The sequence below is a fragment of the Streptomyces sp. NPDC014891 genome (assembly GCF_043081085.1).
Taxonomy (GTDB): Bacteria; Actinomycetota; Actinomycetes; order Streptomycetales; family Streptomycetaceae; genus Streptomyces.
Genome location: NZ_JBIBWF010000003.1, coordinates 171,098 through 196,164, shown reverse-complemented (window position 1 = coordinate 196,164; position 25,067 = coordinate 171,098). Strand labels below are relative to the sequence as shown.

The window sequence follows — 25,067 nt, the reverse complement described above, 5'->3', positions numbered from 1 at the left end:
GAGCCGTGCGAGGCGGCGCGGTTGGGCCAGACTGTCCCCCATGACACGAACGGTGCAGAGCGAGCACGAGCACGAGTACGACGTGGTGGTCCTGGGGGCCGGGCCGGTCGGGGAGAACGTCGTCGACCGGGTGCGGGCCGCCGGCCTGAGCGCGGCGATCGTCGAGAGCGAGCTGGTCGGCGGTGAGTGCTCCTACTGGGCCTGCATGCCCAGCAAGGCCCTGCTGCGCCCGGTGATCGCCCGCTCCGACGCCCGCCGGGTGGCGGGTCTGCGCGCCGCGGTCCACCGTCCGCTCGACGTCCCGGAGATCCTCGCCCACCGGGACGAGGTCGTCGGGGACTGGACGGACGACGGGCAGGTGGACTGGCTCGACTCGATCGGCGTACGGATCTTCCGCGGCCACGGCCGCCTCCTCGGGCCCCGCCGTGTGGAGGTCGCGGCCCCCGAGGGGGAGCGGCACGTCCTCACCGCACGCCACGCCGTCGCCGTCTGCACCGGCAGCCGCGCCGTCCTGCCCGACCTGCCGGGACTGCCCGGGGCGCACCCCTGGACCAGCCGCGAGGCGACCAGCGCCGACCGGGTGCCGGGCCGGCTGATCGTGGTCGGCGGGGGAGTGGTGGGGGTCGAGATGGCCACCGCCTGGCACGCCTTCGGAGCGCAGGTCACGATGCTCGTGCGGGGCGGGGGCCTGCTGCCCCGGATGGAACCCTTCGTCGGGGAGCACGTGGCGGCGGCCCTGACCGCGCGCGGCGTGGACGTCCGCACCGGAGTCACCGTCAGCGCGGTCGTGCGCGACGGGGGCGCGGGACCGGTCACCGTCGTCCTGGAGGGCGGCGACCACGTCGAGGGCGACCAGGTGCTCTTCGCGACCGGGCGGGCCCCGCGCACCGAGGACCTCGGCCTGGAGACGGTCGGACTGAAGCCGGGCTCCTGGCTCGACGTCGACGACAGCCTCAGGGTGGTCGGAACCGACTGGCTGTACGCCGTCGGGGACGTCAACCACCGTGCGCTCCTGACCCACCAGGGCAAGTACCAGGCACGGATCGCCGGTGCCGCGATCGCCGCCCGCGCCCAGGGCGACGGCTCCCTCGACGCGTCGGGCTGGGGCCCGTACGCGGCCACCGCCGACCACGCCGCGGTGCCGCAGGTGGTGTTCAGCGACCCCGAGGCGGCGGCCGTCGGGCTCTCGCTCGCCGAGGCCGAGCGGGCCGGTCACCGGGTCCGCGCCGTGGACCTCGACATGCGCCAGGTCGCCGGGGCCGGGCTCTACGCCCAGGGCTACCAGGGGCACGCCCGGATGGTCGTGGACCTCGACCGGGAGGTGATCCTCGGCGCCACCTTCGTCGGCCCCGGCATCGGGGAACTGGTCCACTCGGCGACGGTCGCGGTCGTCGGAGAGGTCCCGATCGCCCGGCTGTGGCACGCCGTGCCCTCGTACCCGACGCTGAGCGAGGCGTGGCTGCGCCTGCTGGAGGCCTACCGGGGCTGAGGATCCGTCAGGTCGCGGGCCCGGCCGCCGGGTCGGCGCCCGCGGCGTACGGGGCGACGAGTGCCCGCACCGCGGAGCGGGCCACCTCCAGGGCCGGCCGCGGATCGCGGCCGGACTGCTGGCCGAGCACCACGCGGGTGCTCAACCCGTCGAGGAGCGCAAGGAGTTCGGAGGCGCGCGCCGCGGTGTCGAGGGGGGCGAACCGCCGCCGGGCGACCCCCGCCGCGAGCAGCGCCTCCAGGTCCTCGTGCCAGCCGCGGTCCAGCTCCTCCTGCGCCTCGCCGAGCGCGCCGTTGCCCGGGGTGCGGGCCCAGAGCTCGATCCAGAGCGTCCAGCGGGGATCGCGCGGCCCGCGCGGCAGGTACAGCAGCAGGAACCGGTCGAGCTTGCGCTCGGCCGGGATCCGCCGGGACAGCAGCGCCCGGCGCTCCCCGGCCAGCGCCGCCTCGCTCCACCGGAGGGCGGCGAGCAGCAGCAGGTCCTTGCTGCCGAAGTAGTACAGGATGTGGCCGCCGCTGGTGCCGAGCCGCTCCGCGAGCGCCGACATCGTGAGCGAGGAGAGGCCGTCCTCGGCGATCGCCGTCATGGCCTCCTCCAGCATCCGTTCCTGGGTGACGTGCCCGTCCCGCCGTCGTGCCGACCCTGCCACCGCCATCGTCCCCGTTCCGTCGATCCGCCCTGCCTCTGCCGGATCGACCTTAATCGCAACCGCCGGGGGTCTTGACGCGGCCGGAACTCATCGCACATCTTGAATGTCATTCAAGAATTTAGAACGTCATTCAAGGTGTGGTCGAGGCAGCGCCCCGGCGGCGCACCGAGGCAGCGTTCACGACAGGAGGTGCGGTGTGCTCGGACACGAGACGACGCCCGGGACCGCGGAACCCGCGGCGGCCACGGCCCGGGACGAGGTGTTCCAGGTCGAGGAGCACGGGATCGACCCCATCCCCGACGCCGAACGGCACGGCGGCGCCAAGGACGTCTTCTGGCTCTGGTTCGGCTCGAACCTCACCTTCACCTATGTCATCAACGGCGCCCTCGCCGTCGCCTTCGGGCTCTCCTTCTGGCAGGCCACCGCCGTCGTCGTCCTCGGCGGCCTGGCCTTCTTCGCCATCGGAGCAGCCGGCCTGAGCGGGGTGCGCACCGGCACCGCCACCCTCGTCATCTCCCGCGCCGCCTTCGGCCGGCGCGGGAACTGGCCGGCCGGACTCCTCAACTGGATCGTGAGCATCGGCTACACCATCGTGAACACGGTGGTGGGCACCCTCGCCCTCGAAGCCTTCTTCGCCGATCTCGGCTGGAGCGGCGGCTCCACCGCCCGGGCCCTCGCCCTGGGCATCACCCTCGCCCTGACCTTCGCCGTCGCCCTCTGGGGCCACGCCACCGTCCAGTTCGCCGAACGCTGGATGGCCTACGTCCTCGCCGTGGGCTTCGCCGCCCTGCTCCTCCTCGTCCTGCCGGGCGCCGACACCTCCGCGTCCGCCGCCGCACCCGGCGCCGCCGGCTGGAGCCTCGCCTTCGTCGTGATGCTCGCCGGCCCCTTCTCCTACCTCCCCATGCCCGCCGACTACACCCGCTACCTGCCCCGCACGACCTCACTCAAGGCGCTGACCTGGAGCGGAGCCCTCGGCGGATTCGTCTCCTCCGTCGCCCTCGGCGTCGCCGGGGTGGCCGCCGCGACCCAGGTCGACATGACCGACGCGGTCGCCGGCACCGAGAGCCTTCTCCCGGGCTGGTTCCAGCCGCTCTTCCTCGCCCTGGTCCTGGGCGGCTCCGTCACCAACTCGATCATCACCCTCTACTCGTCGAGCCTGAACCTCCAGGTCCTCGGCATCCCCTGGAGCCGTGCCCGCGCCATCGTGATCAGCGCCGGAGTCACCGCCGCCGGCTCCCTCGGTGCGCTCTTCCTCACCGACTTCACCACCTCGCTCCTCTCCTTCCTCTCCCTGCTGATCATCGTGTTCGCCCCCTGGGGCGGGGTCTTCCTCGCCGACATGGTGCTCCGGCGCTGCACGTACGACTCCGCCGGACTGCACGCGAGCACCGGCGGGGCCTACTGGTACCGCTCCGGCTGGCACCCGCCCGGCCTGGCCGCCCTCCTCGCGGGCCTGCTCTTCTCGGCGCTGACCTGCGACTCCGAACTCTGGACCGGCCCGCTCGTCGCCCCCCTCGGCGGCGCGGACCTCACCCTGCTCGGCGCGGCGGTCTCGGCCCTCGTGTACGTGCTCCTCGCCCGCCGGACGGTCCGCCCGATCCGGGCCTGACGCCCGGCCGCACCACGCCCCGGGCCGACCGCCCCGTAAGGGCCCCGAAACCCCTGCCCGCCACCCGGCGCGGCCCCGGAGACCCGCCCGTACGCCCCCATCCGCACCCCGAGGCGCCGCGCACGCCCCGCCGGGACCGCCGGCGCCCCCGACACCGCTCGAACACCCCTCGACCGCACGTCACGGAGTCACCCCGCATGAACCGCACCACCGCCCCGTCCCCCGCCCCGGCCGACCTCCTCCTCACCGGCGCCCGGATCCACACCGTCGACCCCGCGCTGCCGGAGGCCGAGGCCCTCGCCGTCAGCGACGGCCGGATCGTCTGGATCGGCTCCGACGCGGAGGCGGACGCCTGGGCGGGGCCGGGCACCCAGGTCCTCGACGCCGGCGGGCGCCTCGTCCTGCCCGGGTTCATCGACGCCCACAACCACGTCCGCCTCGGCTCCGACGACGCCTGCGTCCAGCTCGCCGGAGCCCGCACGCTCGACGCGATCCACGACCGCATCCGCACCTGGCACGCCGCGCACCCCGACGCCGAGTGGATCGAGGCCGAGGCCTTCGACTACTCCGCCGTCCCCGACGGGCGGATGCCCACGGCCGCCGACCTGGACCCGGCCACCGGCGACACCCCCGCCCTCGTCCTCAGCTACGACGTCCACACCGCCTGGCTCAACACCGCCGCCCTCCGCAGGCTCGGGGTCGACCGCGACCGCACCGAGCTGCCCTTCGGGCGGGCGGTCACCGACCCGGAGACCGGAGAGCCCACCGGATTCGTCAAGGACTTCGCCATCAAGGGACTCTCCCGCGAAGGCCACCGCGCCCTGCGCGAACTCGGCCTCCCGTGGGCCTCGCCGGACCGGCAGTACGGCCGGCTCGCCAAGAGCCTCGACGACGCCATCGGCTTCGGCATCACCACCGTCGTCGAACCCCAGAACTCCCTCGACGACCTCGCCCTCTTCCAGCGCGCCCGCGCCGAGGGCCGGCTGCGCTCCCGGATCGTCGCCGCGCTCTTCCACCCGCGCGGCACCACCGACGCCGACCTGGACGAGTTCCGGGACGCGGCCGAGCGGTTCGCCGACGACCGGCTGCGGGTCGGACCGCTCAAGCTGTACATCGACGACGTCGTGGAACCCCGTACCGCCGCCCTCCTGGAGCCGTACGCGGGCTGCTCCCACCACCGCGGCGACACCTTCTACCCGCCCGAGGAGTTCGCCGAGCTGCTCACCCGGCTCGACGCGCGCGGCTTCCAGTGCTTCGTGCACGCCACCGGGGACCGGGGCATCCGGACCGTGCTGGACTCCGTCGAGCGGGCTCGCGCCGCCAACGGACCCCGCGACGCGCGCCACCAGGTCGTCCACGTCGAGTGCCTCGACCCGGCCGACACCCCCCGCTTCGCGGAGCTCGGCGTGGTGGCCTGCATGCAGCCCCGCCACGCGGCCCCGGACATCGCGGGCCCGGGCCAGGACTGGGCCGAGAACGTCGGCCCCGACCGCTGGCACAAGGCCTGGCCGCTGCGCAGCCTGAGCGAGGCGGGCGCCGTGCTCGCCCTCTCCAGCGACTGGAACGTCGCCGAGATGGACCCCATGGTCGGCATCCACGCCGCCGTGACCCGCCGGCCGCCCGGCGGCGGGGAGGCGTGGACGGCGGGGGAGACGATCGACGTCGAGACCGCGGTCGAGGGCTACACGATGGGCTCGGCGTACGCCAACTTCCTGGAGCAGGAGCGCGGCTCGCTGACCGTGGGCAAGCTCGCCGACTTCGTCGTCCTCTCCCGCGACATCCTGCGCGTGCCCCCGGAGCAGATCCCCGGCACGGTGGCGGAGACGGTCGTGGTGGGCGGCGAGGTGGTCGTGCGGCACTGACGGACGGACACGGGGGAGGGCCCGTCGCCGCGACGGGCTCGCGGCCGGTCGAGCACCGTCCCCGCGGGCCGGAGACCGGTTCGGCGGCGGTCGCGAACCTTCCGCTCGCGGGGACGGCGAGCCGGTCAGAGCCGGTCGAGGATCTTCCGGAGTGCGGTGACCTCGGCCGACTGGGTCCGTACGACGTCGTCGGCGAGCGCCTTGGCGGTGGGGTTCTCGCCGCCGCGCCGCTCGTCCTCCGCCATGGCGACGGCGCCGTCGTGGTGGGCGATCATCAGCTCGGCGAACCTGCGGTCGAAGGCCTTGCCCTCGGCCGCGGCGAGGGACTTCATGTCCTGCTCGGACATCATCCCGGCCATGCCGTGGCCGCCGGAGCCGTGACCGGCGGCCTCGGGCCTGCCCCAGCCCGCGAGCCAGGCCCTCATCTTCCGGATCTCCGGGTCCTGGGCCCGCTCGATCGCGGTGACCAGCTTCCTGACCTCGGGGTCCTGGGCCCGGCCGTCGGCCAGCCGGGCCATCTCCAGGGCCTGCTCGTGGTGGGGGATCATCATCTGCGCGAACATGACGTCCGCGTCGTTGAAGGGGCCGGGAGCGGCGGCCGCGCCACCGGAGGCGGATGCCGGGGCGGAGGGGGTGGCGGAGGCCGTGGCGGCCGCGCCGCCGTGGTCCGTGCCGCTCTTGCCGTCGTCCGCGCCGCAGGCGGTGAGCAGGAGCGCGGTCGCGCCGGCGAGAGCGATCTTCCCGGCGGTGCGGTGGGTGAAGGAACGCATGGGTGCTACCTCGTGGTGCTGGTCGTGCATACGGATGGGGGGCAGGCCGAGACGTTCACCGGGCGCGCGAGACGGCGCCCGCGGGTCGGTCGGTCTAGATCCGCAGGACGGACAGCAGCGTGAGGTCGGGGGGGTGGTGCGGGGGCGCGTGCGGCGCCCGCGCGGGCAGCAGCCGCGCGATCAGCAGGGCGAGCCAGTCGGCACGGCGGCCGGGCGCGGCCCGGAGGAGCCCCGTGAACAGCCAGCCGGCGAGGACGGCCACGCACAGGGTGGTCATGTCCGTCGCCGGATCCGGCTCGTGCCCGGTGCCGTCGTCGCCCTGGGGTGCGGCGGAGTGGTGGGCCGCGGTCGACGCGTCGCTCGCCGTACCGCCGCCGGACCCCTCGGGGTGGCCGACGGCATGCATGAGGAACACCCCGAGCGCGAGCACGACCACGAGCAGAAGGTGCGCCAGAGCACCCTCCGCCCGCCTGCGTCGTTCCGCTCGGTGTGCACGCACGGTCAGGACCTCCCGGCCGCCGAATATACCGGACGGGGGTATCAGGACCGCGTCAGGCCCGCGGTGTCTCGCCCGCCATCGCCGCGGCCATCCGCAGGTGCGGCGCGGCCTCGTCCGCGCGCCCCAGCCGCTCCAGGGTGCGGCCGAGCATCAGCCGCGCGTAGTACTCGACCGGGTCGCGGTCCAGGACGGCCCGCAGCTCGGTCTCGGCCCGGGAGAGCTGGGCGGAGTGGTAGTAGGCCCGCGCGAGGAGGAGGCGCTGGGCCGTCTGCTCCGGGTGCTCCTCCACCAGGCCGGTGAGGATGCGCACGGCCGTTCCGTACTCCTTCGCGTCGAAGAAGAGCCGGGCGCGGTCCCAGCGCTCGCCGGCCGTTCCGAACTCGTAGTACGTGTCGCTCACTTGCCCGCCCCTTCCCGAGGCCCGGATCTGCCACCCTGTGGGGTGGTCGACCAGGTCAACACACCGAGATGGTTGAACATTCCACGAGGGTGGCCGTCTCCGGACAGGAACAGGTTGAGCATGAGCAATCTTGATCGCCAGGCCGCGCTGACCGTGTGCGGCGGCCGCGGGTTCGTCGTCGCCGAGCCGGTGCGGGAACTCCTCAGCCCCCGCCACGTCCGGCTCGGCGAGTCGACCGAGGTCCGCCGTCTCCTCCCGAACCTGGGTCGACGCATGATCGGGGCGTGGGCGTTCGTCGACCACTACGGTCCCGACGACATCGCCGACGAACCCGGCATGCAGGTGCCGCCGCACCCCCACATGGGACTGCAGACCGTCAGCTGGCTCCACGACGGCGAGGTCCTGCACCGGGACTCCACCGGAAGCCTCCAGACCATCCGGCCGCGCGAGCTCGGCCTGATGACCTCGGGCCGGGCCGTCTCCCACTCGGAGGAGAGCCCGCGGCCGCACGCCCGGTTCCTGCACGGGGCGCAGCTCTGGGTGGCCCTCCCCGACGCCCACCGCCACGTGGAGCCGCACTTCCAGCACCACGCCGACCTGCCCCGGATCGACGGCGGCGGCGGCCTCACGGCCACGGTCGTCCTCGGCGAGCTCGACGGAGCCCGCTCGCCGGGCACCACGTACACCCCGATCGTCGGCGCCGACCTCGCGCTGGCCCCGGGCACCGACGCACGCCTCCCGCTGGACCCCGACTTCGAGTACGCGGTCCTCGCCATGTCGGGAGAGGTGCACGTCGACGGCGTCCCGGTCCTCCCCGGCTCCATGCTGTACCTCGGCTGCGGCCGCACCGAGCTGCCGCTGCGCGCCGACTCCGCCGCCGGGCTGATGCTCCTCGGCGGTGAGCCGTTCGAGGAGGAGATCGTCATGTGGTGGAACTTCGTCGCCCGATCCGGTGAGGAGATCGCGCAGGCGCGCGACGACTGGGAGCGGGGCTCGCGGTTCGGCGAGGTGCATGGTTACGGCGGTGCCCGGCTGCCCGCCCCGGCGCTGCCCACCACTCCTCTAAAGCCGCGCGGACGGGTGCGTTGAGCTGGGGAAACTCGTGGTCTGCCTGCCCCTGCTCCCGTTGACGATCGCCCTGCCGAGACCCCCGATCCGCATCTTGTTCCGTGGTCGGCGTCGGGGGTCTCCCGGGTTCGCGAGGGGGTGCGTCGAGTCTCGTGTTCGGACTTGTGAGTCAGGGTTTGATCGGATCGATGCTGACCTTTTGCTGACTTCTCTGACGGCTAATCAGGTGATCTCGGTCGCTGTTCGCCGTCCGGATGTCGCTGGGGCTCGCGCCTCGGCCTGCGGGTGTCGGCCGGGCGTGTCGCATCGGCGGGATGGTCCCCCCTGTTGAGCTCCACGGGGTGCGGCCCCGGGGCGTAAGGGCCCGAGAGGCGGCGTCGGCAGTCGCCGATGGTGGTCAGGATCTTGACGCGGGCGCGCTGCCCGCTCTCACCAGGTGGAGGCAACGGTCACTTCTCCCGCTTCGCCGTTTCCATACAACGTATGGTAACAATGGAAAGACGCTTCCGAGTGAAGGAGAAAACCGTGAAGAAGGAAATCAAGGGCAACTCCGAGACCACGTCGGTCGACGTCGTGATCGTCGGTGCCGGCTTCGCCGGCTTGACCGCCGCGGAGCGGCTCGTGGACATGGGCGCATCCGTCCTGGTCCTCGAAGGCCGGGACCGGGTCGGTGGCCGTTCGTTCTCAGGTGAGGTGGCCGGGGTCAAGGTCGACCTCGGGGCCACGTGGGTGGCCGAGCGCCACACCGCGGTCCTCGACCTCGCGAAGCGGCTGGGGTGCTCCACGACCGCCCAGTTCCACGAAGGTGTCAATGTCCTGTGGATGGCCGGGCAGCGTCGCACCTGGACGGGCACCATGCCGACGGTCGAGCCGGTCGACCTGGAGGACCTGGGCCGCGTCCAGGTGGCGATGGACGAGCTCCTGGCGACCATCGACGTCGACGCCGCCTGGAAGTCTCCCGACGCCGAGAAGCTCGACTCGATCTCGTTCGGCGAGTGGCTCGACCAGCACCAGGCGGCGACCAGCACCCGTGCGCTGATGACCATCGCCAGCAAGGTGCAGTGGGGCTGCAACCCGGGAGAGGTGTCGCTGCTGCACGTACTGCGCTACATCCAGGCCGTCGGCGGGCTCGACCACATGCTCGCCGTCGAGGGCGGCCAGCAGCAGGACCGCATCACCGAGACCACTCAGGAGATCGCCAACCGGCTCGCCGAGAAGCTCGGCGACAGGATCGTCCTGGACACCCGTGTCCGCGAGATCTCCCAGGACGACGACGGCGTCACGGTCCGCACCGACTCGGCGGTCATCAGCGCCAAGTACGTCATCGTCACCGCGGCCCCCGAGCACCGTTCCTACATCGACTTCCTCCCGGCCCTGCCGGAGAAGACCGAGGGGCTCACGAAGACGTGGCCCATGGGCAAGCTGAGCAAGGCGTTCGTCGCCTACGACAAGCCCTTCTGGCGGGCCGAGGGCCTCTCGGGCGAGGCACTCATGGACAGCGGGACGGCGTTCATCACCTTCGACGTGTCGCCGGACGACGGACCGGGCATCCTGATGGTCTTCTGCGCCCCCCGTATGTACGACGGCTTCGACGAGGAAACCCGCCGCAGCCGTATCATCCAGCAGATGGTCGACCTGTACGGTCCCCAGGCGAGCACCCCCATCGACTACGTGGACCACTGCTGGGGCACCGAGCCGTTCGCCCCCGGAGGCCCCCACCCCGCCGTGGGTCCCTACGCGGTCACGAGCTACGGCAGCGCCCTCACCGAGCCTCACGGGCGTGTCCACTGGTCCGGCACCGAAACCGCAGGCGAGTGGGTCGGAACCCTGAACGGCGCCGTCCTGACGGGTCTGCGCACCGCCAAGGAGGTCGCTCAGCGACTCGGCGTCGAAGGAGCCGCCGAGTAAGTCTTCCCGGAGGGCCGTCTCCACGTTGACGGCCGCCCTGTGACGCACGCCGGATGCACCTGCATCCGGCGTGCGTCACCCTGTCGTGGCGCGCGCCGGCTGCCAGGGGCGAGAGCGGCAGTCACCGCGTGGCGACGATCAGGTGTCGCTGTCCCGGTCCGGGGGTCTTGCCTCGCGCTCGTGGCAGGAGTGCTCGGTGGCATGGTCACTTCGCCCGACTGCGGGACAACTCAAGGGCCGGCGCCCGGAAGGACCTGGTTCACGCGCCGGCGTCCCAGCCGTTGTGGTCGCTGTGGAGCCGGCTTTCCAAACCTGCGATCAACGTGTCCATCATGAGACGGAACATGTGCTCCTGGTCAGGTCCGCAGGGCGCTGCATCCGCAGATTCAGGGGCTGCATTCCCGGCTCCGTCTTCGAAATCGTCGAAGCCGCGGGGCTGGAGGGACGACCACCGGTGGAGCGAGCCGTTGAGCTCGGCGGAAAGGACGCCGATAACAGTGGCGACCAACAGTGCCGCGACCTTCGAGACTTCCGACCGCGGAACACCGGCATCCTCCACGGACTCGGTGAGCGCGGTCCAGAACGGGTCGTCGGAGTGGAGGAAGTCGGGCTGGCGGCTGAACGAGTAGGCCATCAATTTGGGGTGACGGTGCGCCAGTGCCCGGAGGTCCGCCGCGAGCAGGCGGAGACGCTCCTGCCAAGTATCGTCCTCGGGCGTAGCGGTGAGGAACTGGGCGCCGACCATTCTGGTCACGCCGCGCATGACGGCTTCCTTGTTCGGCACGTGGTGGTACAGCGACATCGGGTTCGCGTCGAGCTCGGTGGCGAGTTTGCGCATGGTGACCGCCTCGACACCATCCGCGTCGATCAGCCGCAGGGCGGCCGAGTAGATCCCGACCTCGCTCAGGGGCACGTCCCTCTTCTTCGTCCCCCTTGGAGGGCGCCTCGTCTTCTTCTCCATACGTCGTATGGTACTCACGCCCCGTATGACGTGGGTTTTCCTGCGGTGCCGCAGTCGGCCGACCGGGCAGTTACAAGGCTGCTGGGGCTGCGCCCACGGCCGTGCCAGTGCCCGCGCCCGGACGAAGGGCAAGCGCGGCGGGGCAGTAACCGTGTGCGTACCAGCGCGGCGTTAGGTGGACGGCGGCCATTGATGTCCGCCCCTTCGTACGATCACGTTCTGTTCCACGTTCCTTCGCGGGTCCGGGCGATTGTCGTCAGGTGCGCGGGGATGTTCGAGAGGAGGCACTGCCGGTGCATTCATGGCTCTCCGAGCGCCGCCGATCCGCGGTGAGCACGGTCGTCGGATGCTGTGTCGCCGTGCTTCTCGGTCTGCTGGGAGTTCTCACGCCGGGGTTGGTGTCCGCCTCGAGTGCCGACCTGGGCGTGGCGGCGCTGTTCGCCTACCTGCTGTGTTACCTGGGGGTCACACTGAGAGCCTTCTCGACCGCGCCGCCGGAACGCATCCGGGTGTGGGCCCGGCGGGAGGCACGGGGCACCGTGCTGCAGCGCTACCTTCTCGGGACCGCGCCGGGGCCCGGGGTGTCGGTCCTCATCGCGTCGGCGGCGCTCGTGGTGTCGGCGGTCTGGCGACCTGGGCATCTGGGTTCCGCCCTTCCGGGGACCGCGCGGGTGCTGATGGCGCTCGGTCTCGTGGTCGTCGCCTGGATCTGTGTCCTGACCGCCTTCGCGGTCGCGTTTCATGCCGACAACCTCGTGGAGGACGAGGCGGCGCTGGACTTTCCGGGTGACAAGACGGCGGTCTGGGACGACTACGTGTACTTCGCCCTGTCGGTCATGACGACGTTCGGTACAACGGACGTCACGGTGGTGTCGCGGGAGATGCGCCGGACGGTATCGGCCAACGCGACCATCGCGTTCGTCTTCAACACGGTGATCGTGGCCGGCACGGTCGCGGCGCTGGACAGCGGGCAGGGAGCCTGACGGGTTCCGTTGAGCCCCGGGCGGCGGCCGGATCGTCCGCGCCGTGCGTGGTGAGCCGGCCGCCGCCCCTCCTGCTCAGGGGGTGAGCACGAGGCGGATCGGGTCTCCGATCTTCTTCTCCAGCCGGGCGACGGCGTCCGCGGCCTCGGCCAGGGGGATGTGGGCACTGACGGAGGGGCCGAGGTCGATCCGTCCCGCTGCGACCAGTCCGACGAGCTGTTCCACGTGCTCCGGTTCGGAGCCGTAGTGTCCGCGGATCTGCCGGACGTTGAAGCAGAAGTCGATGCTGTCGGCGACGGTGAGCGGCTCCGGGGTGAGGCCGGCGAGCACCAGGACGCCGTTCGGGCCAAGGGCGGCGGTGGCCTGGGTGCGGGCCGCTCCGACACCGGCGAAGTCGAAGGCCACGTCGATGCCCCGGCCCGCCGTGGCCTCGCGCACCGCCTCGGCGAAGTCTCCGGCCATGGGGTCCAGCGCGTGGTCGGCGCCGAAGAGGAGGGCGCGCTCACGGGCGGAGGGCAGTGGGTCGACGGCGATGACGGGCGCGGCGCCGACCAGGCGGGCGAGCCGAATGCCGTGGGCGCCGAGGCCTCCGGCTCCCCAGATGCCGACCGCCTGCGCGGGCCGGACGGCGCCGGTGTCCACGATCGCGGCGTACGGGGTGGAGACGGCGTCGGGGATGATCGCGGCCTGGTCGAACGGCAGGTGGTCCGGGATGGGGAGCAGGGTGTCCTCCCGGGCGAGGGCGTACTGCGCCCAGCCCCCGTCGTAGTCCACCCCACGGGTCCGGGGCTGGCGGCAGAGCGCGTGGCGCAGGCAGTCGGCGCATTCGCCGCACGCCTGCCCGGCCTGGAGCACGACCCGCCGGCCGGGGGTCCAGTCGCCCTTCACGTCGGGACCGATGGTGTGGACGACCCCGGCCACCTCGTGACCGGGGGTGATGACGCCGGAGTCCTTGACGGCGTCGACGGGGTAGAAGGGGCTCAGACTGCCGTCGATCAGATGGATGTCGGACAGGCAGACGCCGGCCGCTCGCACTTCGACGAGGACCTCGCCCGGGCCGGGAACCGGCATCGGGACCTCCTCGACGGCGAAGGTACGGGTGTCCAGGCGCAGCCGTCCGGCCAGCATGGTGTTCATGCGGAAACCTCGATGTGCTCGGTGAGAAGCGCGCACGCAGCTCATGCGCTCGACATGATCGACTGACCATGTCGCTCAACCGTGTCGAGTGACAAGGTCGCCTGTCAAGCGGCTGCCGCTGGGACGTTCTCAAGGGTCGACAGGTTCCATCAAAGGACCGTGTCGCTCAATACAGTCACTCGACATGTTCACCTGACACAGTCGAGTGTAAGTTGGTTAGTGACTGCTGGAGTGCAACGAAAGGCACGTTTATGACTCAGGTGTCCGTAGGTGCGGCGCGGGCGATCCCCGAGCGCCCCCCGCTGCCCCTCGTAGGCCACGCGTTCAACGTTCCCGCGGGCGCGGACTTCCTGGCCTACCTGCAGAAGGAGTTCAGGGAATTCGGGCCCGTGTACCGGCTGCGGCTCTTCGGTCGGGACACCGTCATGGTCGGCGGTCTGGACCTCGTCACCGAACTGTCGGACGAGACCCGTTTCCGCAAGCACGTCCACGCCGACTTGGTCGAGGTCCGGGCTCTGGCCGGAGACGGTCTGTTCACCGCGTACAACGACGAACCGAACTGGCGCAAGGCCCACGACATCCTGATGCCCGCGTTCTCGCTCGGCGCGATGCGCAGCTACCACGACCCGATGCTCAAGGTCGCCCGCTCGCTGATCGACAAGTGGGACCGGCTGGCCGGAGTGCAGTCGGTGGACGTGCCCGACGAGATGACCCGTCTGACCTTCGACACGATCGGTCTGTGCGGCTTCGGCTACGACTTCCAGTCCTTCCGCCGGAACGACGTGCACCCGTTCGTCGAGGCGATGTCCCGGGCCCTCGTCTTCGCCCAGGAGAAGGGCGAGTCCATCCCGGGCTCCGAGCTGTTCAAGAGGAAGAAGGTCGAGCAGTTCCGCGCGGACATCGACCTGATGACGGACCTCGTCGACGACGTGATCAGGGAGCGCCGCGCCTCCGGCGACACCAGCACGGACGACCTAATGGGGCTGATGCTGCACACGAAGGACCCCGTCACCGGCGAGCCGCTGGACGACGTCAACATCCGGCACCAGGTGATCACCTTCCTGATCGCTGGCCACGAGACCACCAGCAGCGCGCTCTCCTTCGCCCTGTACTACCTGACCAAGCACCCGGAGGTCCTCGCCCGGGCCCAGGCCGAGGTGGACGCCCTGTGGGGCGACACCGAGTCCCCGGATCCGCAGTACGGCGACATCGGCAAGCTCACCTACATCCGCCAGATCCTCAACGAGAGCCTGCGACTGTGGCCGACGGCTCCCGCGTACGCCGTCGAGCCGATCGAGGACACCGTCATCGGCGGCAAGTACTTCGTCCGCAAGGGCGAATCGCTGATGGTGATCGCCGCGGCCCTGCACCGCGATGCGGCCTGGGGGGAGAACGTCGAGCTGTTCGACCCCGAGCGCTTCACCCCCGAGCGGGAGGCGGCCCGCTCGGTCCACGCCTTCAAGCCGTTCGGCAGCGGCGAGCGGGCCTGCATCGGCCGCCAGTTCGCGCTGCACGAGGCCACCCTGCTGCTCGGCCTGCTGGTGCACCGCTACCGCCTGATCGACCACACCGACTACCAGATGAAGATCAAGTCGACACTGACCATCAAGCCCGACGGCTTCAGCCTGCGGCTCGCGCGTCGCACCAGCGACGAACGACGTCTGCCCGCCGTGACGGCGGCGGACCCCGTCGCGGGCCGGACCGCGACCGTGACCCGCCGGGCGAGCGGCACCACGCTGACCCTTCTGCACGGCTCCAACCTCGGCACCTGCGCCGGCATCGCCCGCGACCTCGGTGCGGACGGCGAGGAGCACGGCTTCACCCCGTCCGTCGCCTCCCTCGATGCGTACACGGAGAGGCTGGCCGGCTCCAAGGGCCCCGTCGTCATCGTCGCCGCCTCCTACAACGGCCGCCCCACCGACGACGCCGCCCAGTTCGTCGCCTGGCTGGAGAACCTCGCCCCCGGCTCGTTCGCCGGGCTGCGGTACGCCGTCCTCGGCGTCGGCGACCGCAACTGGGCGGCCACCTACCAGCGGATCCCCACCCTGATCGACGAGCGGCTGACCGCCGCCGGCGCCGTCCCGCTCCTGGAGCGCGGCAGCGCCGACGCCTCCGGCGACTTCGGCGGAGTGGTCGACCAGTGGACGGAAGACCTGTGGAAGGCGCTCCTGGACGAGTACGGCGAGGCGGTCGCCGGCGAAGCGGCCGACCCCGTACCGCAGGCGGAGGGCGAGGGGCTGTACGAGCTGGAGGACACCTCGGAGTCGGTCCTCGGAGGCCTCGCCGAGCGCCACGGCGTCCGGCCGATGGAGGTCCTCGAAGCGTACGAACTCGTCGACACCGATCACGAACTGGGCCGCTCCAAGCGGTTCCTGCGCCTCCGGCTGCCCGAGGGCGTCACCTACCGCACCGCCGACCACCTGGCCGTCCTGCCCAGCAACCCCGAGGCCCTCGTCCAGCGCGTCGCCGACCGCTTCGGCCTCGACCTGGACCGCACCGTCCGGCTGCGCGCCCGCCGCCGGAGCCGGGGCGCCCTGCCCGTCGACCGGCCCCTGCCCCTGCGCCGCCTGCTCACCGACTTCGTCGAGCTCCAGGACGCGGCCACCCAGGAGCAGGTCGCCGTGCTCGCCGAGCACACCGCCTGCCCGCCCGAGAAGCAGCCGCTCACCGCCTTCGCCACCGCCGATCCCGAGACCTTCAGGGAGCAGGTGACCATCCCGGGACTCAGCGTCCTGGACCTCCTGGAGCGCTACCGCGCGTGCGAGCTGCCCTTCGAGCGCTTCCTGGAGCTGCTGCCGGTCCTGCGGCCCCGGCACTACTCGATCTCGTCGTCCGCCGCGGCCCGGCCCGGCGAGGCCGACCTGATGGTGTCGCTGCTCGCGGCGCCCCACCGGTCGGGCGAGGGCACCTTCCAGGGCATCGCCTCGCACTTCCTGCAGACCGTGAACGCGGGCGACGTGATCCAGGCCCGGGTCCTGCCGTGCAGCGAGTCCTTCCGTCTCCCCGAGGACACTTCCGTACCGGTGATCCTGGTCAGCGCGGGCACCGGTCTGGCGCCTTTCCGCGGCGCGGTCCTCGACCGTCACCACACCGGCTCGACCGGCACTCTGCTCTGCTACTTCGGCTGCGACCACCCCGACGTGGACTTCCTGCACCGGGAGGAGTTCGAGGCGGCCGAGGCGGCAGGCGCCGTCAGCATGCGCCCCACCTTCATGCACGCGCCCGAGAACGGAGCCCGCTTCGTCCAGGAGCGCATCGCCCGCGAGAGCGAGGAGGTGTGGTCGGTCCTGGAGGCCGGCGGACGCGTCTACATCTGCGGTGACGGCCGCCGTATGGCCCCCGCAGTACGGGAGGCGTTCATGGCGATCCACCGCGAGCGGACCGGCGCGAGCGACGAACAGGCCGTGGCCTGGCTCGCCGAGCTCGTCGAGTCCGGACGCTACGTCGAGGACGTCTGGGCCGGCTGATCCTCACGAGGAGGCAGAAACGCCTGTGGGCGCACCTTCCAGGTGCGCCCACGGGCGTTCTCGCGTCGTGTCAGGCCATCGGTACGTCGGGGAGGTCGAGGTCCCCCTTGGCCAGCGCCACGGTCGCTGCCACGAGTGCTTTGAGGCCCGTCCGCTCGGTGGCCTCGTCGGGCAGGGCCACGAGGACCTGCATGGTGAGGCCGTCGAACGCAGAGAGGAAGAACCGGGCCACTGTCTCCGGGGACTCGGCCAGTTCCTGCCCCGTCCTCTCCGCCGTCTCGCTGATCACCTGTGCGGTCACCTCTATGACCCGCCGGTAGTGGCCCTGCCGGGCCTCGTTGAGCCCGGGCACGCGCAGGGCGAACATGGTCAGCTCACTGAGCAGCCGATGGTGCGACGCCGGCTCGCGCACGGTGCCCCACAGGGCCCCCGCGAAGGCGCTGATGGTCTCCTCGAAGCCCGCGTCCGCCGGCGCCGCCCGCTGCACCCGGGCGACCAGCTCGTCGGTGATCTGGTCCATGACCGCGCGGTAGAGGTCCTCCTTCGAGCCGAAGGTGTAGTGGACGGTGGTCTGCGCGACACCGAGCTCCGCGGCGATGGCGCGGGTGCTTCCCGCGGCCACACCCTCCCGGGTCATGAGATCGATGGCCGCCTTGATCAACTGAGGGCGGCGCTCCGCCGCGGAAACATGAGCCATGAGCTCACTATATCGACTCAGTCGACCGACACAGTCGGCTCGATCGGTAGCTGACCACCGGTCGAGCGGATGCTTTGGTCGATCTCGTCCCTGTCCCCCCGGGGCCCGGCCGGGGGAGGAGCCTTCGGTGCCGGGTTCTGTCGCCCAATGTCAGGCCTACGTCAGAAGTGATGCGGGGGCGACGGCTGCTCCGTAGGACTTGGCACGGTCTTGTCGTACCGGGTGGTGATCTCACACCACGCCCTCACGGATCAGACGCCACCCAGACCTTCAGGAATTTCCGCGCCTGTCACGGCGGAGCGTCCGCCGGGCCAGTGTCTTGCTGCCGTTGAAGAAGTCGTTGAACCGGTCGATCCCCGAGACGGCTCGGAGGACGAGCGGTTGCAGCAGCAGCGACATCGACGCCGGGTACTTCGAGGCGTCCGACCAGATGCCGGCGAGGTCCTCCGGCATCTCACCGTCGACGATGTAGTCGGCGAGCTGGTGGGCCACGTACGGCACCTGACAGAGGCCGTGGCCGTTGCAGGCCATCGCGTAGAAGACGTTGTCGCCCACCTGCCCGGCGATCGACAGCCAGTCCGGGCTGATGCCGATCCAGCCGCCCCAGGCCCGCTCGATGGCCACGTCGGACAGCTACGGGAACCGGTTGGCCAGGTCCTTCCCCATGTCCCGCACGACACCGGGGTCCGGGACCCGGTCCGGGAGCGGGTAGGTCTGGCCTCGCTGCGCTTTGCGGACCCCGCAGACGATGGTGTTGCGCTCGGTGAGCCGGTAGTGGGTCATCAACTGGTGCTGGGTGATGATGCCGGACCGGCTGGTCCAGTCCAGTTCGGCGAGCCGCTCCGGCGCGATGGGTTCCGATTCGATCTCGATGACGTACAGCGGCGTCGCGAGGTTCTTGGGCCAGATGTCCCACTCGCCGCCGTAGACGTTGGTCGCGAGCACCACCTTGTCGGCCCGCACGGTGCCGTGCGGTGTCGTGAGCTCGACGATGCGGCCTGTCCGCCGGACATCGCTCACCCGCGACTGCTCGAAGACCTTGGCGGAGGAGGTGAGCACCGCGCGACGCACACCACGAGCGAGCTTGCCCGGGTTCAGCATCCCGCCGATGGATTCCCGCATACCGCCCACGAAGCCGGCAGGGAGGCCGAGCTCTTCCCTGCTGCCGACAGTCCCGCCCCCACCGAAAGCGCGCAGGATCGCCGCCTGAGTGCGCACCCTGAGCATCATGAGGGGTGAGACCGCACCCCACACCAGGCCGTTCGCCACGTAGTCGCAGTCGATGTCATGCGTCTTGATGAGGTCTTCCACGTAGCGGCCCGCGTGCTCCGCCAGTTTCGCCATGACCGGCATCTTCTTCGGGGACTGGAGGCTGAGCATCCGCAGGTCGCCCCCCGGCGCCCCGGCGATCTGACCACCGTTGCGCGAGGCTGAGCCGTATCCGCAGAACTCGGCCTCCAGCAGGACCACGTCCTGGCCGCGCTCCGCGAGGCGCAGCGCAGCCGCCATGCCGCCCATGCCGCCGCCGATGACGGCGATGTCGCAGGTGAGGTCGCCGTCCAGCGCGGGCTGTACGTCGTCCGGCCGGTCGATCCAGCCGGTGAAGTTGCTGTATTTCGTGGTGTCGGTCCTCATGCTGTTCCTTCAGAAGGAGGGTCTGTCCTACTTCGTGCTCCGCGTCAGGACCTGCTCGGCACGCGCCGCAAGCCCCCGTTCCCGTCCGAAGCAAGAAGCGATGGCCCGACCAGGCGCACCCAGACCCGCAATGACGGTCTGATCACTCAAAGCCACTTCCTAGGCGCCTCGGTCGGCACGCTCACGGCACGGTGTTCAGCACCACGAAACTTCGGTGGTACCTCGTACTTCACTGTTGCCGGTGATGACTGCGGTGAGAACGACGCTTGGCACCTGCTTCCCCCGAGTACGGTGCACGGTGCACAAGCCAGGCGTGCCATTGCGCTCATACGTAGTCGACTCGACTGCCACGCCGAGCCCGGTTACAGACCTGGTCCGAGATCATTTGAAGACATCGTGCAGCCCACCGCCCGCTGGGAGGGCCTGCTCGGCCCAGATGACCTTTCCCCCGCGATGGTGTCGCGTGCCCCAGCGTTCGGTGAGCTGGGCCACCAGGAGCAGGCCTCGGCCGCCTTCGTCGAAGATCCGGGCGCGGCGCATGTGCGGGGCGGTGCTGCTGGCGTCGGAGACCTCGCAGGTGAGCGTCGACTGAAGGATCAGCCGCAGCTGGACGGGGGCCTTGCCGTAGCGGATCGCGTTCGTCACCAGTTCGCTCACGATCAGCTCCGTGGTGAAGGACAGCTCCTCCAGCCCCCAGGCCGCCAGGGCGTCGGAGGCGAAGCGGCGGGCCCCGGACACGGCCGCCGGATCGGACGGGAGGTCGATCGTCGCGACGTGGTCGGGATCGAGGGCGCGGGTCCGGGCCACCAGCAGTGCCACGTCGTCGGCAGGGCTGCCGGGCAGCAACGCGGTCAGCAGCCGGTCGCAGGTCTCCTCCAGCGAGTCCGGTGCCGAAGTGAGGACGTCGTGCAGCACGGCGAGTCCGAGATCCACGTCACGCGTGCGGTCGGCGATCAGCCCGTCGGTGTGCAGGACCAGCAGGCTGCCCTCCGGCAGTTCGAACTCGGTCGTCTCGAAAGGGAGCCCGCCCAGGCCGAGGGGAGGGCCGATCGGTACCTCGGACAGCTCGGCCACGCCGGAGGTCCGAGTCGCCTCGCCGGTGGTGGGGAGGGTCACCACGGTCGGCGGGATGTGGCCGGCACTGGCGAGGGAGCACACGCGGGAGACGGGGTCGTAGATCGCGTACAGACAGGTGGCGCTGGTCTCGCCCTCGTCCGGTGACTCCTCGCGCTGCATCCGGATGACCACGTCGTCCAGATGGGTGAGGAGCTCGTCGGGCGTGAGGTCGATGTCGGCGAAGGCGCGGACGGCCGTGCGGAGCCGGCCCATGGTCGCGGCGGCGTGCAGGCCGTGACCGACGACGTCACCGACGACGAGCGCGACGCGGGCCCCGGACAGCGGAATCACGTCGTACCAGTCACCGCCCACACCCGCGCGGGACCCGGCGGGCAGGTAACGCGAGGCCGATTCGACGGCCGACTGTTCCACCGTGTGCCGCGGCAGCAGGGTCCGCTGGAGGGCGAGCGCGGTGGAACGCTCATGGGTGTACCGGCGGGCGTTGTCGATGGACACCGCCGCCCTGGAGACGATCTCCTGCGCGAGGAGGAGATCGTCCTCGTCGAAGGGGGCCGAGGTGCGATGGCGCACGAACTGCACCAGGCCCAAGGTGTCCCCGCGGGCGTGCAGGGGCACGAGGAGAACCGAGTGCAGGCCGAGCGCGCGCAACACCCGGCCGTGGGACTCCGACGGCGCCATCCACGGGGGCATCCCGGCCCCCGCGACGTGGTGCAGGACGGATCGTCCGGTGGCCAGTGCGCGAACCGGTTCCGAGCCGTCGGGATAGGAGTGGGCCTGGCCTTCGCGGAGCAGGGACTCCGGACAGTCGTCGAGGACGGAGCGCTGGGCGACCCGGCGCTGCGTCAGAGCCTCCGGCGAGCCCGTGCCGGGTTCGTGGAGGGCGGAGTCGAAGAGGTCGACGGTGACGAGGTCGGCGAAGTCCTCGGTGCAGACCTCCGTCAGCTCCTCCGCGGTGCGGGTGACGTCGAGCGTGGTCCCGATCCGCTTGCTCGCCCTGTTGGTGAGGGCGAGCCGGCGCTGCAGCAGGTGATCGCGCTCCTCCTGATAGGCGGCGACGACCTCTTCCGAAGAGCGGTCCACGTAGTCGAAACCGATCGAGACCAGCCTCATCGTGGCCAGGTGGATCATGCGCCAGTCGTCGGTGAGGCGGGGAGCCTCGGTCTGCACCCGTTCGAGCAGGCCGAGGTGGCCGAGCCGGTAGACACGCAGGAGTCTGCTCACCGGGATGCCCCGCTGGGCATAGAGGCGCCCTATGTCCAAGGCGGCCGGAGGAACGTCCGGGGGGCTCGTACCGGGGTGGGTCTCCAGGAGGTCCAGAAAGGCGCTGACGTGCTGGGCCGTCTCGTCCAGGGTCAGGGCCGCGATGTCCGCGTCCTCCCACAGCTCGGGGGCTTCGCCGTTCAGGCGCTGGAGCAGCAGGCCGGCCAGCTTCTTCACCTGTGGCCTCAGGTGGCGGGCCAGCTGCCCAAGGAACGCATCGACGTCGGTTCCCATAGTGCGAATGTACGGGAAGGCCTCGGCGTGCGCTCCCCGGGCAGCCCCGGCATCCCCGTGACCTGGCAGGCTCCGGTCCGATGACCGTCGCTCGGGAGGGAGTGCCGCTGACCCGGTCCCCGTCACCATGACGGAACAAGACGGTCGGGAGTCACAGCGCGTGTGCTGATCGGGACGCTCCTCAAAGCTTGAGGTACTCGCTCAGGTCGGCGTAGTCGACCTGCCACAGCCCGGGGGAACCCGTCGGGTACTGGGAGCGGAACCCGAGCATGCGCTGGACGCGCGGCGACAACGTCCTGGCCAGTTCCAGGTCGACCAGGAAGGGGTACGCCTCCTCGCCGGTGAGGAACCCCGGGTTGAGGGCGAAGGCCACGGCCCGCCGGTACTCGTCGCCCGTCCGGTTCGCTCCGCCCCCGTGCGCGGTCTTGCCGCTGAACAGCAGGGCGTCGCCGGCGTTCATGACCGCCGGAATCGTCTGCTCGGGAGTCCCGCGGTCCTCGAAGTCGCTCCAGTGGTTGCTCCCGGGGATGACGCGGGTGGCGCCGTTCTCCTCCGTGAAGTCGGTCAGGGCGATCAGGAAGTTGAGGGCGACTTCCGGGCCGCTGGGGCCCATCCCGACGAACGGGAACCAGTTCTCCAGGTCCCGGTGCAGCATCTGTGCCTGGCTGTGAGGACCGATCTCGATCACCTGTGCGGTGGTCATCCAGTACGTGCCCGACTCCGGCAGGAGGGTCCGGTCACAGATCTCGTGGACCAGGCGGTGTTCGAGGATCTCGTTGCGGAACGTGGCGCTGTGGGTGACCAGGTTCGTGAGCCGCTTGGTGTTGCTGCCGTGGAACGCGGCCACGATGTCGTTCTCGTGGGTCGAACCCGGGCGGAGCGCCTGCAGGGGCGGCTCGATCTCGGAGTTGAAGCGGTGCATCTGCTCCTGCGTCAGGAAGCCCTTGACGATGAGGCCGCCGTCGCGGGCCAGGAGCTCGAGGATCTCGTCCACCGGGGTGTCGGCCGACACCGACGACAGGGTCTGGGGCTGCTGTGCTGTCATGTGAATCTCTCTCCCTCGACATGAACTCCGGCTGATCGGACCCCCGACCGGACGCCGGCGTCCTGGGTTTCGTGCTTGCCGTGCGCTGCCCCGGCGGCGTTCAGGTGGTTCGGTCGTCATGGCGTCCTCTCGCCGCTCCTGTGGCTGGCGTCACTCTCGCCAGCCATGACCGCCCACGAGAACGACAGCGAGCACCTATTTCGCTCGCGCCTGGTGCACGATGCACAGGCCGGTCGCACCACCGAGCCCCTACGGCTGTCGACGGCCGGGCGCCGCCTGACGGTGCGCCCTGACGAGGTCGCCGGTCCGGGGCCCGGACGTCCGCGGCCGCAGTGGGTCCGTTCGGTTACGCCGTCCCGGTCGGAGCCGATGCACGTCCCGCAGCACCACGGTCAGGAATCAGGACGTGCCCCCGATCCCCTGTCTCCCCCGATGCCGTGCGCCGGTGCCGAGGGGTTCGCTCCCACGGACGCGCGCTGCCGAGCCATCCGAGCAGGAACGCTGCCGGGACGGAGACCAGCCCGGGGGTGTGCAGCGGGAACAGGTCGAAGTCCCGGTCCGGCAGCAGGGCGTACGCCGTCCCGGACACGGCGGGGGAGAAGAGGGTCAGCAGGACGCAGAGGGACAGTCCTCCATAAACGAGCCACAGCAGCCCTCGGCGGTCGAAGCCGGCCCAGAGGAAGGAGTAGACGAGCGCGGGGAACACGCACGAGGCCGCGAGGCTCAGGGAGAAGGTGAGGAGGAACTCGATGGGGTAGCGGTGTACAGCGGTGGTGAGAACGAGACTCACGACGCAGAGCGCGACCACGGAGAGCCGCATGACCATCGGCTCTCCGATGCCGGTCCTGATACGCCCCCTACGCCCGACCAGGTCGCGGGTCACGGAGACGGCGGCGGCGAAGGTCACGCTCGCCACGGCTGTGAGGACGGCGAGGAAAGCGACGCAGGCGACGAGGGTGATGAGTGCGATCCGGCTGGTGGAATGGTGGGGGAGGACCTCCGACGCCAGGAGGATCGGGGCTCCCTGCCCCTTCGCGTCGACCGCCCCGATCCGCCCGCCGCCCACCACCGCGGTCGCGGCGAAGCCGGTCGCGATCAGGAGGATGTAGAAGAGGCCGGTCAGTCCTACGGCGACGCCCAGTGAGCGTCGAGCGGCGGGCACGTCCCTGCCGGCGCTGACGCGCAGGAGCAGGTGGGGCATCATCGCGGTACCGAGGATGATGACGATGTGGTCGCTGAGCGTGCCGAGGGGCCCGAGGCCGGCGGAGTGCGCCCACAGCCCGGGGCTGAGGTACTCGTCCGGCGACGTGCTGTTGTCCACGGCGGCCGACAGCAGGGACGCGGGGCTCCAATCGAACCGTCGGAGCGCCAGCAGGATCACCGCGGTGAGCGTCGCCAGGGCCACGGGCACCTTGGCCGCCTGCACGAAACTGTTACCGCGCAGATCGGCCACTCCCGCGAAGCAGGTGATGAGGCATCCCATCAGGACCGTGCACACCACCTGGGCCGTCTCGGTCGGCATGCCGATCAGAAGAGCGGCGGTGATGCCGCCGGCACGCAGTTGGACCATGAGCAGGGGGACGGCGATGCACAGTGTCACCACCGCACCGGCCACCCGTGCTCCCGGCCCCTCGGCACGCAGGGAGAACAGCTCGCCGAGGGTGTAACGGCGGGTCTCGCGGATCCTGGCGGCGAGGAGCAGGAAGACACCGAGGGCGAGCGCGCTGTCGACGGCGGACGAGATCCCGTCGTAACCGAAGAGGGCGATGGCTCCCGGCAGTGAGACCAGGATGACGACCGTGATCTGTTCTCCCGCCATCGCGACGCCGTTGAAGACGGGCGGGAGGGACCGGCCGGCGACGTAGAGGTGTTCCGGGTCGTCGGTCTGCGTGGCGAGGGCGAGGACCCACAGCAGACAGAGGCCGATGAAGACGAGGAAGGCACAGATGACCGCGCCCCTCGCGGCGGGGCCGATGAGGTCGAGCGAGCCGACGCTCAGGAGGTGCGTCGTCACCACGTGCCCCCGGTCGGCTGCGATGCGGTGGTCGTCGGCTCAGGTTCACCGGAGGACGCGGCTCGGGCCTCGTACCACCAGGCCCCGCCGACGAGGACGACGAGCTGTGTGAGCGCCCATCCGGTGGCGAGGGTGAGACGTCCGTACAGGGAGATCTCTCCGAGGGTCGTGGAGCAGGAGAGCAACACGCCGACGGCGAGCGGCAGTGCGTTGATCGTGACCAGGACCCGTGTGTCGCGGGAGCAGAGTCGGGAGGGAGCGGAGGGCACGGTACCTCTCTCTGAGGGGAAGGAAAGGCGG

Annotated in this window: 18 protein-coding genes and 1 pseudogene; 7 read left to right on the top strand and 12 right to left on the bottom strand. The window is 71.0% G+C overall.

All coding sequences use genetic code 11. The features are described from left to right. Positions 1–40 precede the first annotated feature (40 nt). Complete coding sequence (locus ACF09E_RS09225) at positions 41–1,489, top strand: dihydrolipoyl dehydrogenase family protein (RefSeq protein WP_392204574.1); 1,449 nt, start codon at positions 41–43, stop codon at positions 1,487–1,489. Between the two features lie 7 nt (positions 1,490–1,496). On the opposite strand, the gene ACF09E_RS09220 is transcribed toward ACF09E_RS09225, so the two are convergent. Further along, positions 1,497–2,144, bottom strand: coding sequence for a TetR/AcrR family transcriptional regulator (locus tag ACF09E_RS09220; protein ID WP_392204573.1), 648 nt, complete (start codon positions 2,142–2,144; stop codon positions 1,497–1,499). A gap of 190 nt (positions 2,145–2,334) precedes the next feature. Between ACF09E_RS09220 and ACF09E_RS09215 the strand changes: the two genes are divergently transcribed. Both ACF09E_RS09215 and ACF09E_RS09210 read left to right on the top strand, forming a co-directional pair. Then, positions 2,335–3,750 carry a purine-cytosine permease family protein gene (locus tag ACF09E_RS09215; protein ID WP_392204572.1) on the top strand — a complete coding sequence of 472 codons (1,416 nt, stop codon included), beginning with the start codon at positions 2,335–2,337 and terminating at the stop codon, positions 3,748–3,750. A 197-nt stretch (positions 3,751–3,947) separates the two neighbouring features. Next, positions 3,948–5,612 (top strand): amidohydrolase, encoded by a 1,665-nt coding sequence (locus tag ACF09E_RS09210; protein ID WP_392204571.1) that lies wholly within the window; start codon positions 3,948–3,950, stop codon positions 5,610–5,612. Positions 5,613–5,737: 125 nt separating this feature from the next. Here ACF09E_RS09210 and ACF09E_RS09205 read toward each other — a convergent pair whose 3' ends face one another. From ACF09E_RS09205 to ACF09E_RS09195, 3 genes are all read right to left on the bottom strand, one after another. Next, positions 5,738–6,382, bottom strand: coding sequence for a DUF305 domain-containing protein (locus ACF09E_RS09205; RefSeq protein ID WP_392204570.1), 645 nt, complete (start codon positions 6,380–6,382; stop codon positions 5,738–5,740). Positions 6,383–6,476: 94 nt separating this feature from the next. Next, a complete protein-coding gene (locus ACF09E_RS09200) occupies positions 6,477–6,881 on the bottom strand; it encodes a DUF6153 family protein (RefSeq protein ID WP_392204569.1) in 405 nt (134 codons plus the stop codon). 52 nt (positions 6,882–6,933) lie between these two features. Beyond that, the gene (locus ACF09E_RS09195) at positions 6,934–7,281 is read right to left on the bottom strand and encodes a tetratricopeptide repeat protein (protein WP_392204568.1); all 348 of its coding nucleotides are present in this window, start codon (positions 7,279–7,281) and stop codon (positions 6,934–6,936) included. A gap of 120 nt (positions 7,282–7,401) precedes the next feature. On the opposite strand from ACF09E_RS09195, the gene ACF09E_RS09190 reads away from it, so the two are divergent. Both ACF09E_RS09190 and ACF09E_RS09185 read left to right on the top strand, forming a co-directional pair. Continuing rightward, the gene (locus ACF09E_RS09190) at positions 7,402–8,370 is read left to right on the top strand and encodes a pirin family protein (protein WP_392204567.1); all 969 of its coding nucleotides are present in this window, start codon (positions 7,402–7,404) and stop codon (positions 8,368–8,370) included. A gap of 504 nt (positions 8,371–8,874) precedes the next feature. Then, positions 8,875–10,257, top strand: coding sequence for an FAD-dependent oxidoreductase (locus ACF09E_RS09185; RefSeq protein WP_391165374.1), 1,383 nt, complete (start codon positions 8,875–8,877; stop codon positions 10,255–10,257). Between the two features lie 259 nt (positions 10,258–10,516). Here ACF09E_RS09185 and ACF09E_RS09180 read toward each other — a convergent pair whose 3' ends face one another. Then, complete coding sequence (locus ACF09E_RS09180; RefSeq protein WP_392204566.1) at positions 10,517–11,218, bottom strand: TetR/AcrR family transcriptional regulator; 702 nt, start codon at positions 11,216–11,218, stop codon at positions 10,517–10,519. 293 nt (positions 11,219–11,511) lie between these two features. Between ACF09E_RS09180 and ACF09E_RS09175 the strand changes: the two genes are divergently transcribed. Beyond that, positions 11,512–12,201: a DUF1345 domain-containing protein gene (locus ACF09E_RS09175; RefSeq protein ID WP_392205000.1), complete on the top strand. Its 690-nt coding sequence runs from the start codon at positions 11,512–11,514 to the stop codon at positions 12,199–12,201. A gap of 75 nt (positions 12,202–12,276) precedes the next feature. On the opposite strand, the gene ACF09E_RS09170 is transcribed toward ACF09E_RS09175, so the two are convergent. Further along, on the bottom strand, positions 12,277–13,338 hold the full coding sequence (locus ACF09E_RS09170) for a zinc-binding dehydrogenase (protein ID WP_392204565.1): 1,062 nt from the start codon (positions 13,336–13,338) through the stop codon (positions 12,277–12,279). 251 nt (positions 13,339–13,589) lie between these two features. Here ACF09E_RS09170 and ACF09E_RS09165 point away from each other — a divergent pair, with 251 nt between their 5' ends. Then, on the top strand, positions 13,590–16,805 hold the full coding sequence (locus tag ACF09E_RS09165) for a bifunctional cytochrome P450/NADPH--P450 reductase (RefSeq protein WP_392204564.1): 3,216 nt from the start codon (positions 13,590–13,592) through the stop codon (positions 16,803–16,805). A 70-nt stretch (positions 16,806–16,875) separates the two neighbouring features. On the opposite strand, the gene ACF09E_RS09160 is transcribed toward ACF09E_RS09165, so the two are convergent. From ACF09E_RS09160 to ACF09E_RS09135, 6 genes and pseudogenes are all read right to left on the bottom strand, one after another. After that, positions 16,876–17,502: a TetR family transcriptional regulator gene (locus ACF09E_RS09160; protein WP_391165369.1), complete on the bottom strand. Its 627-nt coding sequence runs from the start codon at positions 17,500–17,502 to the stop codon at positions 16,876–16,878. A 270-nt stretch (positions 17,503–17,772) separates the two neighbouring features. Further along, a pseudogene (locus ACF09E_RS09155) lies at positions 17,773–19,137 on the bottom strand (NAD(P)/FAD-dependent oxidoreductase). A gap of 381 nt (positions 19,138–19,518) precedes the next feature. Next, on the bottom strand, positions 19,519–21,708 hold the full coding sequence (locus ACF09E_RS09150; protein ID WP_392204563.1) for a SpoIIE family protein phosphatase: 2,190 nt from the start codon (positions 21,706–21,708) through the stop codon (positions 19,519–19,521). Between the two features lie 181 nt (positions 21,709–21,889). After that, the gene (locus ACF09E_RS09145; protein WP_391165366.1) at positions 21,890–22,753 is read right to left on the bottom strand and encodes a phytanoyl-CoA dioxygenase family protein; all 864 of its coding nucleotides are present in this window, start codon (positions 22,751–22,753) and stop codon (positions 21,890–21,892) included. A gap of 346 nt (positions 22,754–23,099) precedes the next feature. Further along, the gene (locus tag ACF09E_RS09140) at positions 23,100–24,767 is read right to left on the bottom strand and encodes a transporter (RefSeq protein WP_392204562.1); all 1,668 of its coding nucleotides are present in this window, start codon (positions 24,765–24,767) and stop codon (positions 23,100–23,102) included. Then, entirely contained in the window at positions 24,764–25,036 is a 273-nt protein-coding gene (locus ACF09E_RS09135) for a hypothetical protein (RefSeq protein WP_392204561.1), read from the bottom strand. The genes ACF09E_RS09140 and ACF09E_RS09135 overlap by 4 nt, the downstream gene beginning before the upstream one ends. Positions 25,037–25,067: the final 31 nt, after the last annotated feature.

Coding starts and splice junctions, on each gene's coding strand:
- ACF09E_RS09150 (WP_392204563.1), bottom strand. CDS start 21,708: ATGGGAACCGACGTCGATGCGTTCCTTGGGCAGCTGGCCCGCCACCTG.
- ACF09E_RS09165 (WP_392204564.1), top strand. CDS start 13,590: ATGACTCAGGTGTCCGTAGGTGCGGCGCGGGCGATCCCCGAGCGCCCC.
- ACF09E_RS09160 (WP_391165369.1), bottom strand. CDS start 17,502: ATGGCTCATGTTTCCGCGGCGGAGCGCCGCCCTCAGTTGATCAAGGCG.
- ACF09E_RS09170 (WP_392204565.1), bottom strand. CDS start 13,338: ATGAACACCATGCTGGCCGGACGGCTGCGCCTGGACACCCGTACCTTC.
- ACF09E_RS09225 (WP_392204574.1), top strand. CDS start 41: ATGACACGAACGGTGCAGAGCGAGCACGAGCACGAGTACGACGTGGTG.
- ACF09E_RS09190 (WP_392204567.1), top strand. CDS start 7,402: ATGAGCAATCTTGATCGCCAGGCCGCGCTGACCGTGTGCGGCGGCCGC.
- ACF09E_RS09210 (WP_392204571.1), top strand. CDS start 3,948: ATGAACCGCACCACCGCCCCGTCCCCCGCCCCGGCCGACCTCCTCCTC.
- ACF09E_RS09205 (WP_392204570.1), bottom strand. CDS start 6,382: ATGCGTTCCTTCACCCACCGCACCGCCGGGAAGATCGCTCTCGCCGGC.
- ACF09E_RS09220 (WP_392204573.1), bottom strand. CDS start 2,144: ATGGCGGTGGCAGGGTCGGCACGACGGCGGGACGGGCACGTCACCCAG.
- ACF09E_RS09145 (WP_391165366.1), bottom strand. CDS start 22,753: ATGACAGCACAGCAGCCCCAGACCCTGTCGTCGGTGTCGGCCGACACC.
- ACF09E_RS09180 (WP_392204566.1), bottom strand. CDS start 11,218: ATGGAGAAGAAGACGAGGCGCCCTCCAAGGGGGACGAAGAAGAGGGAC.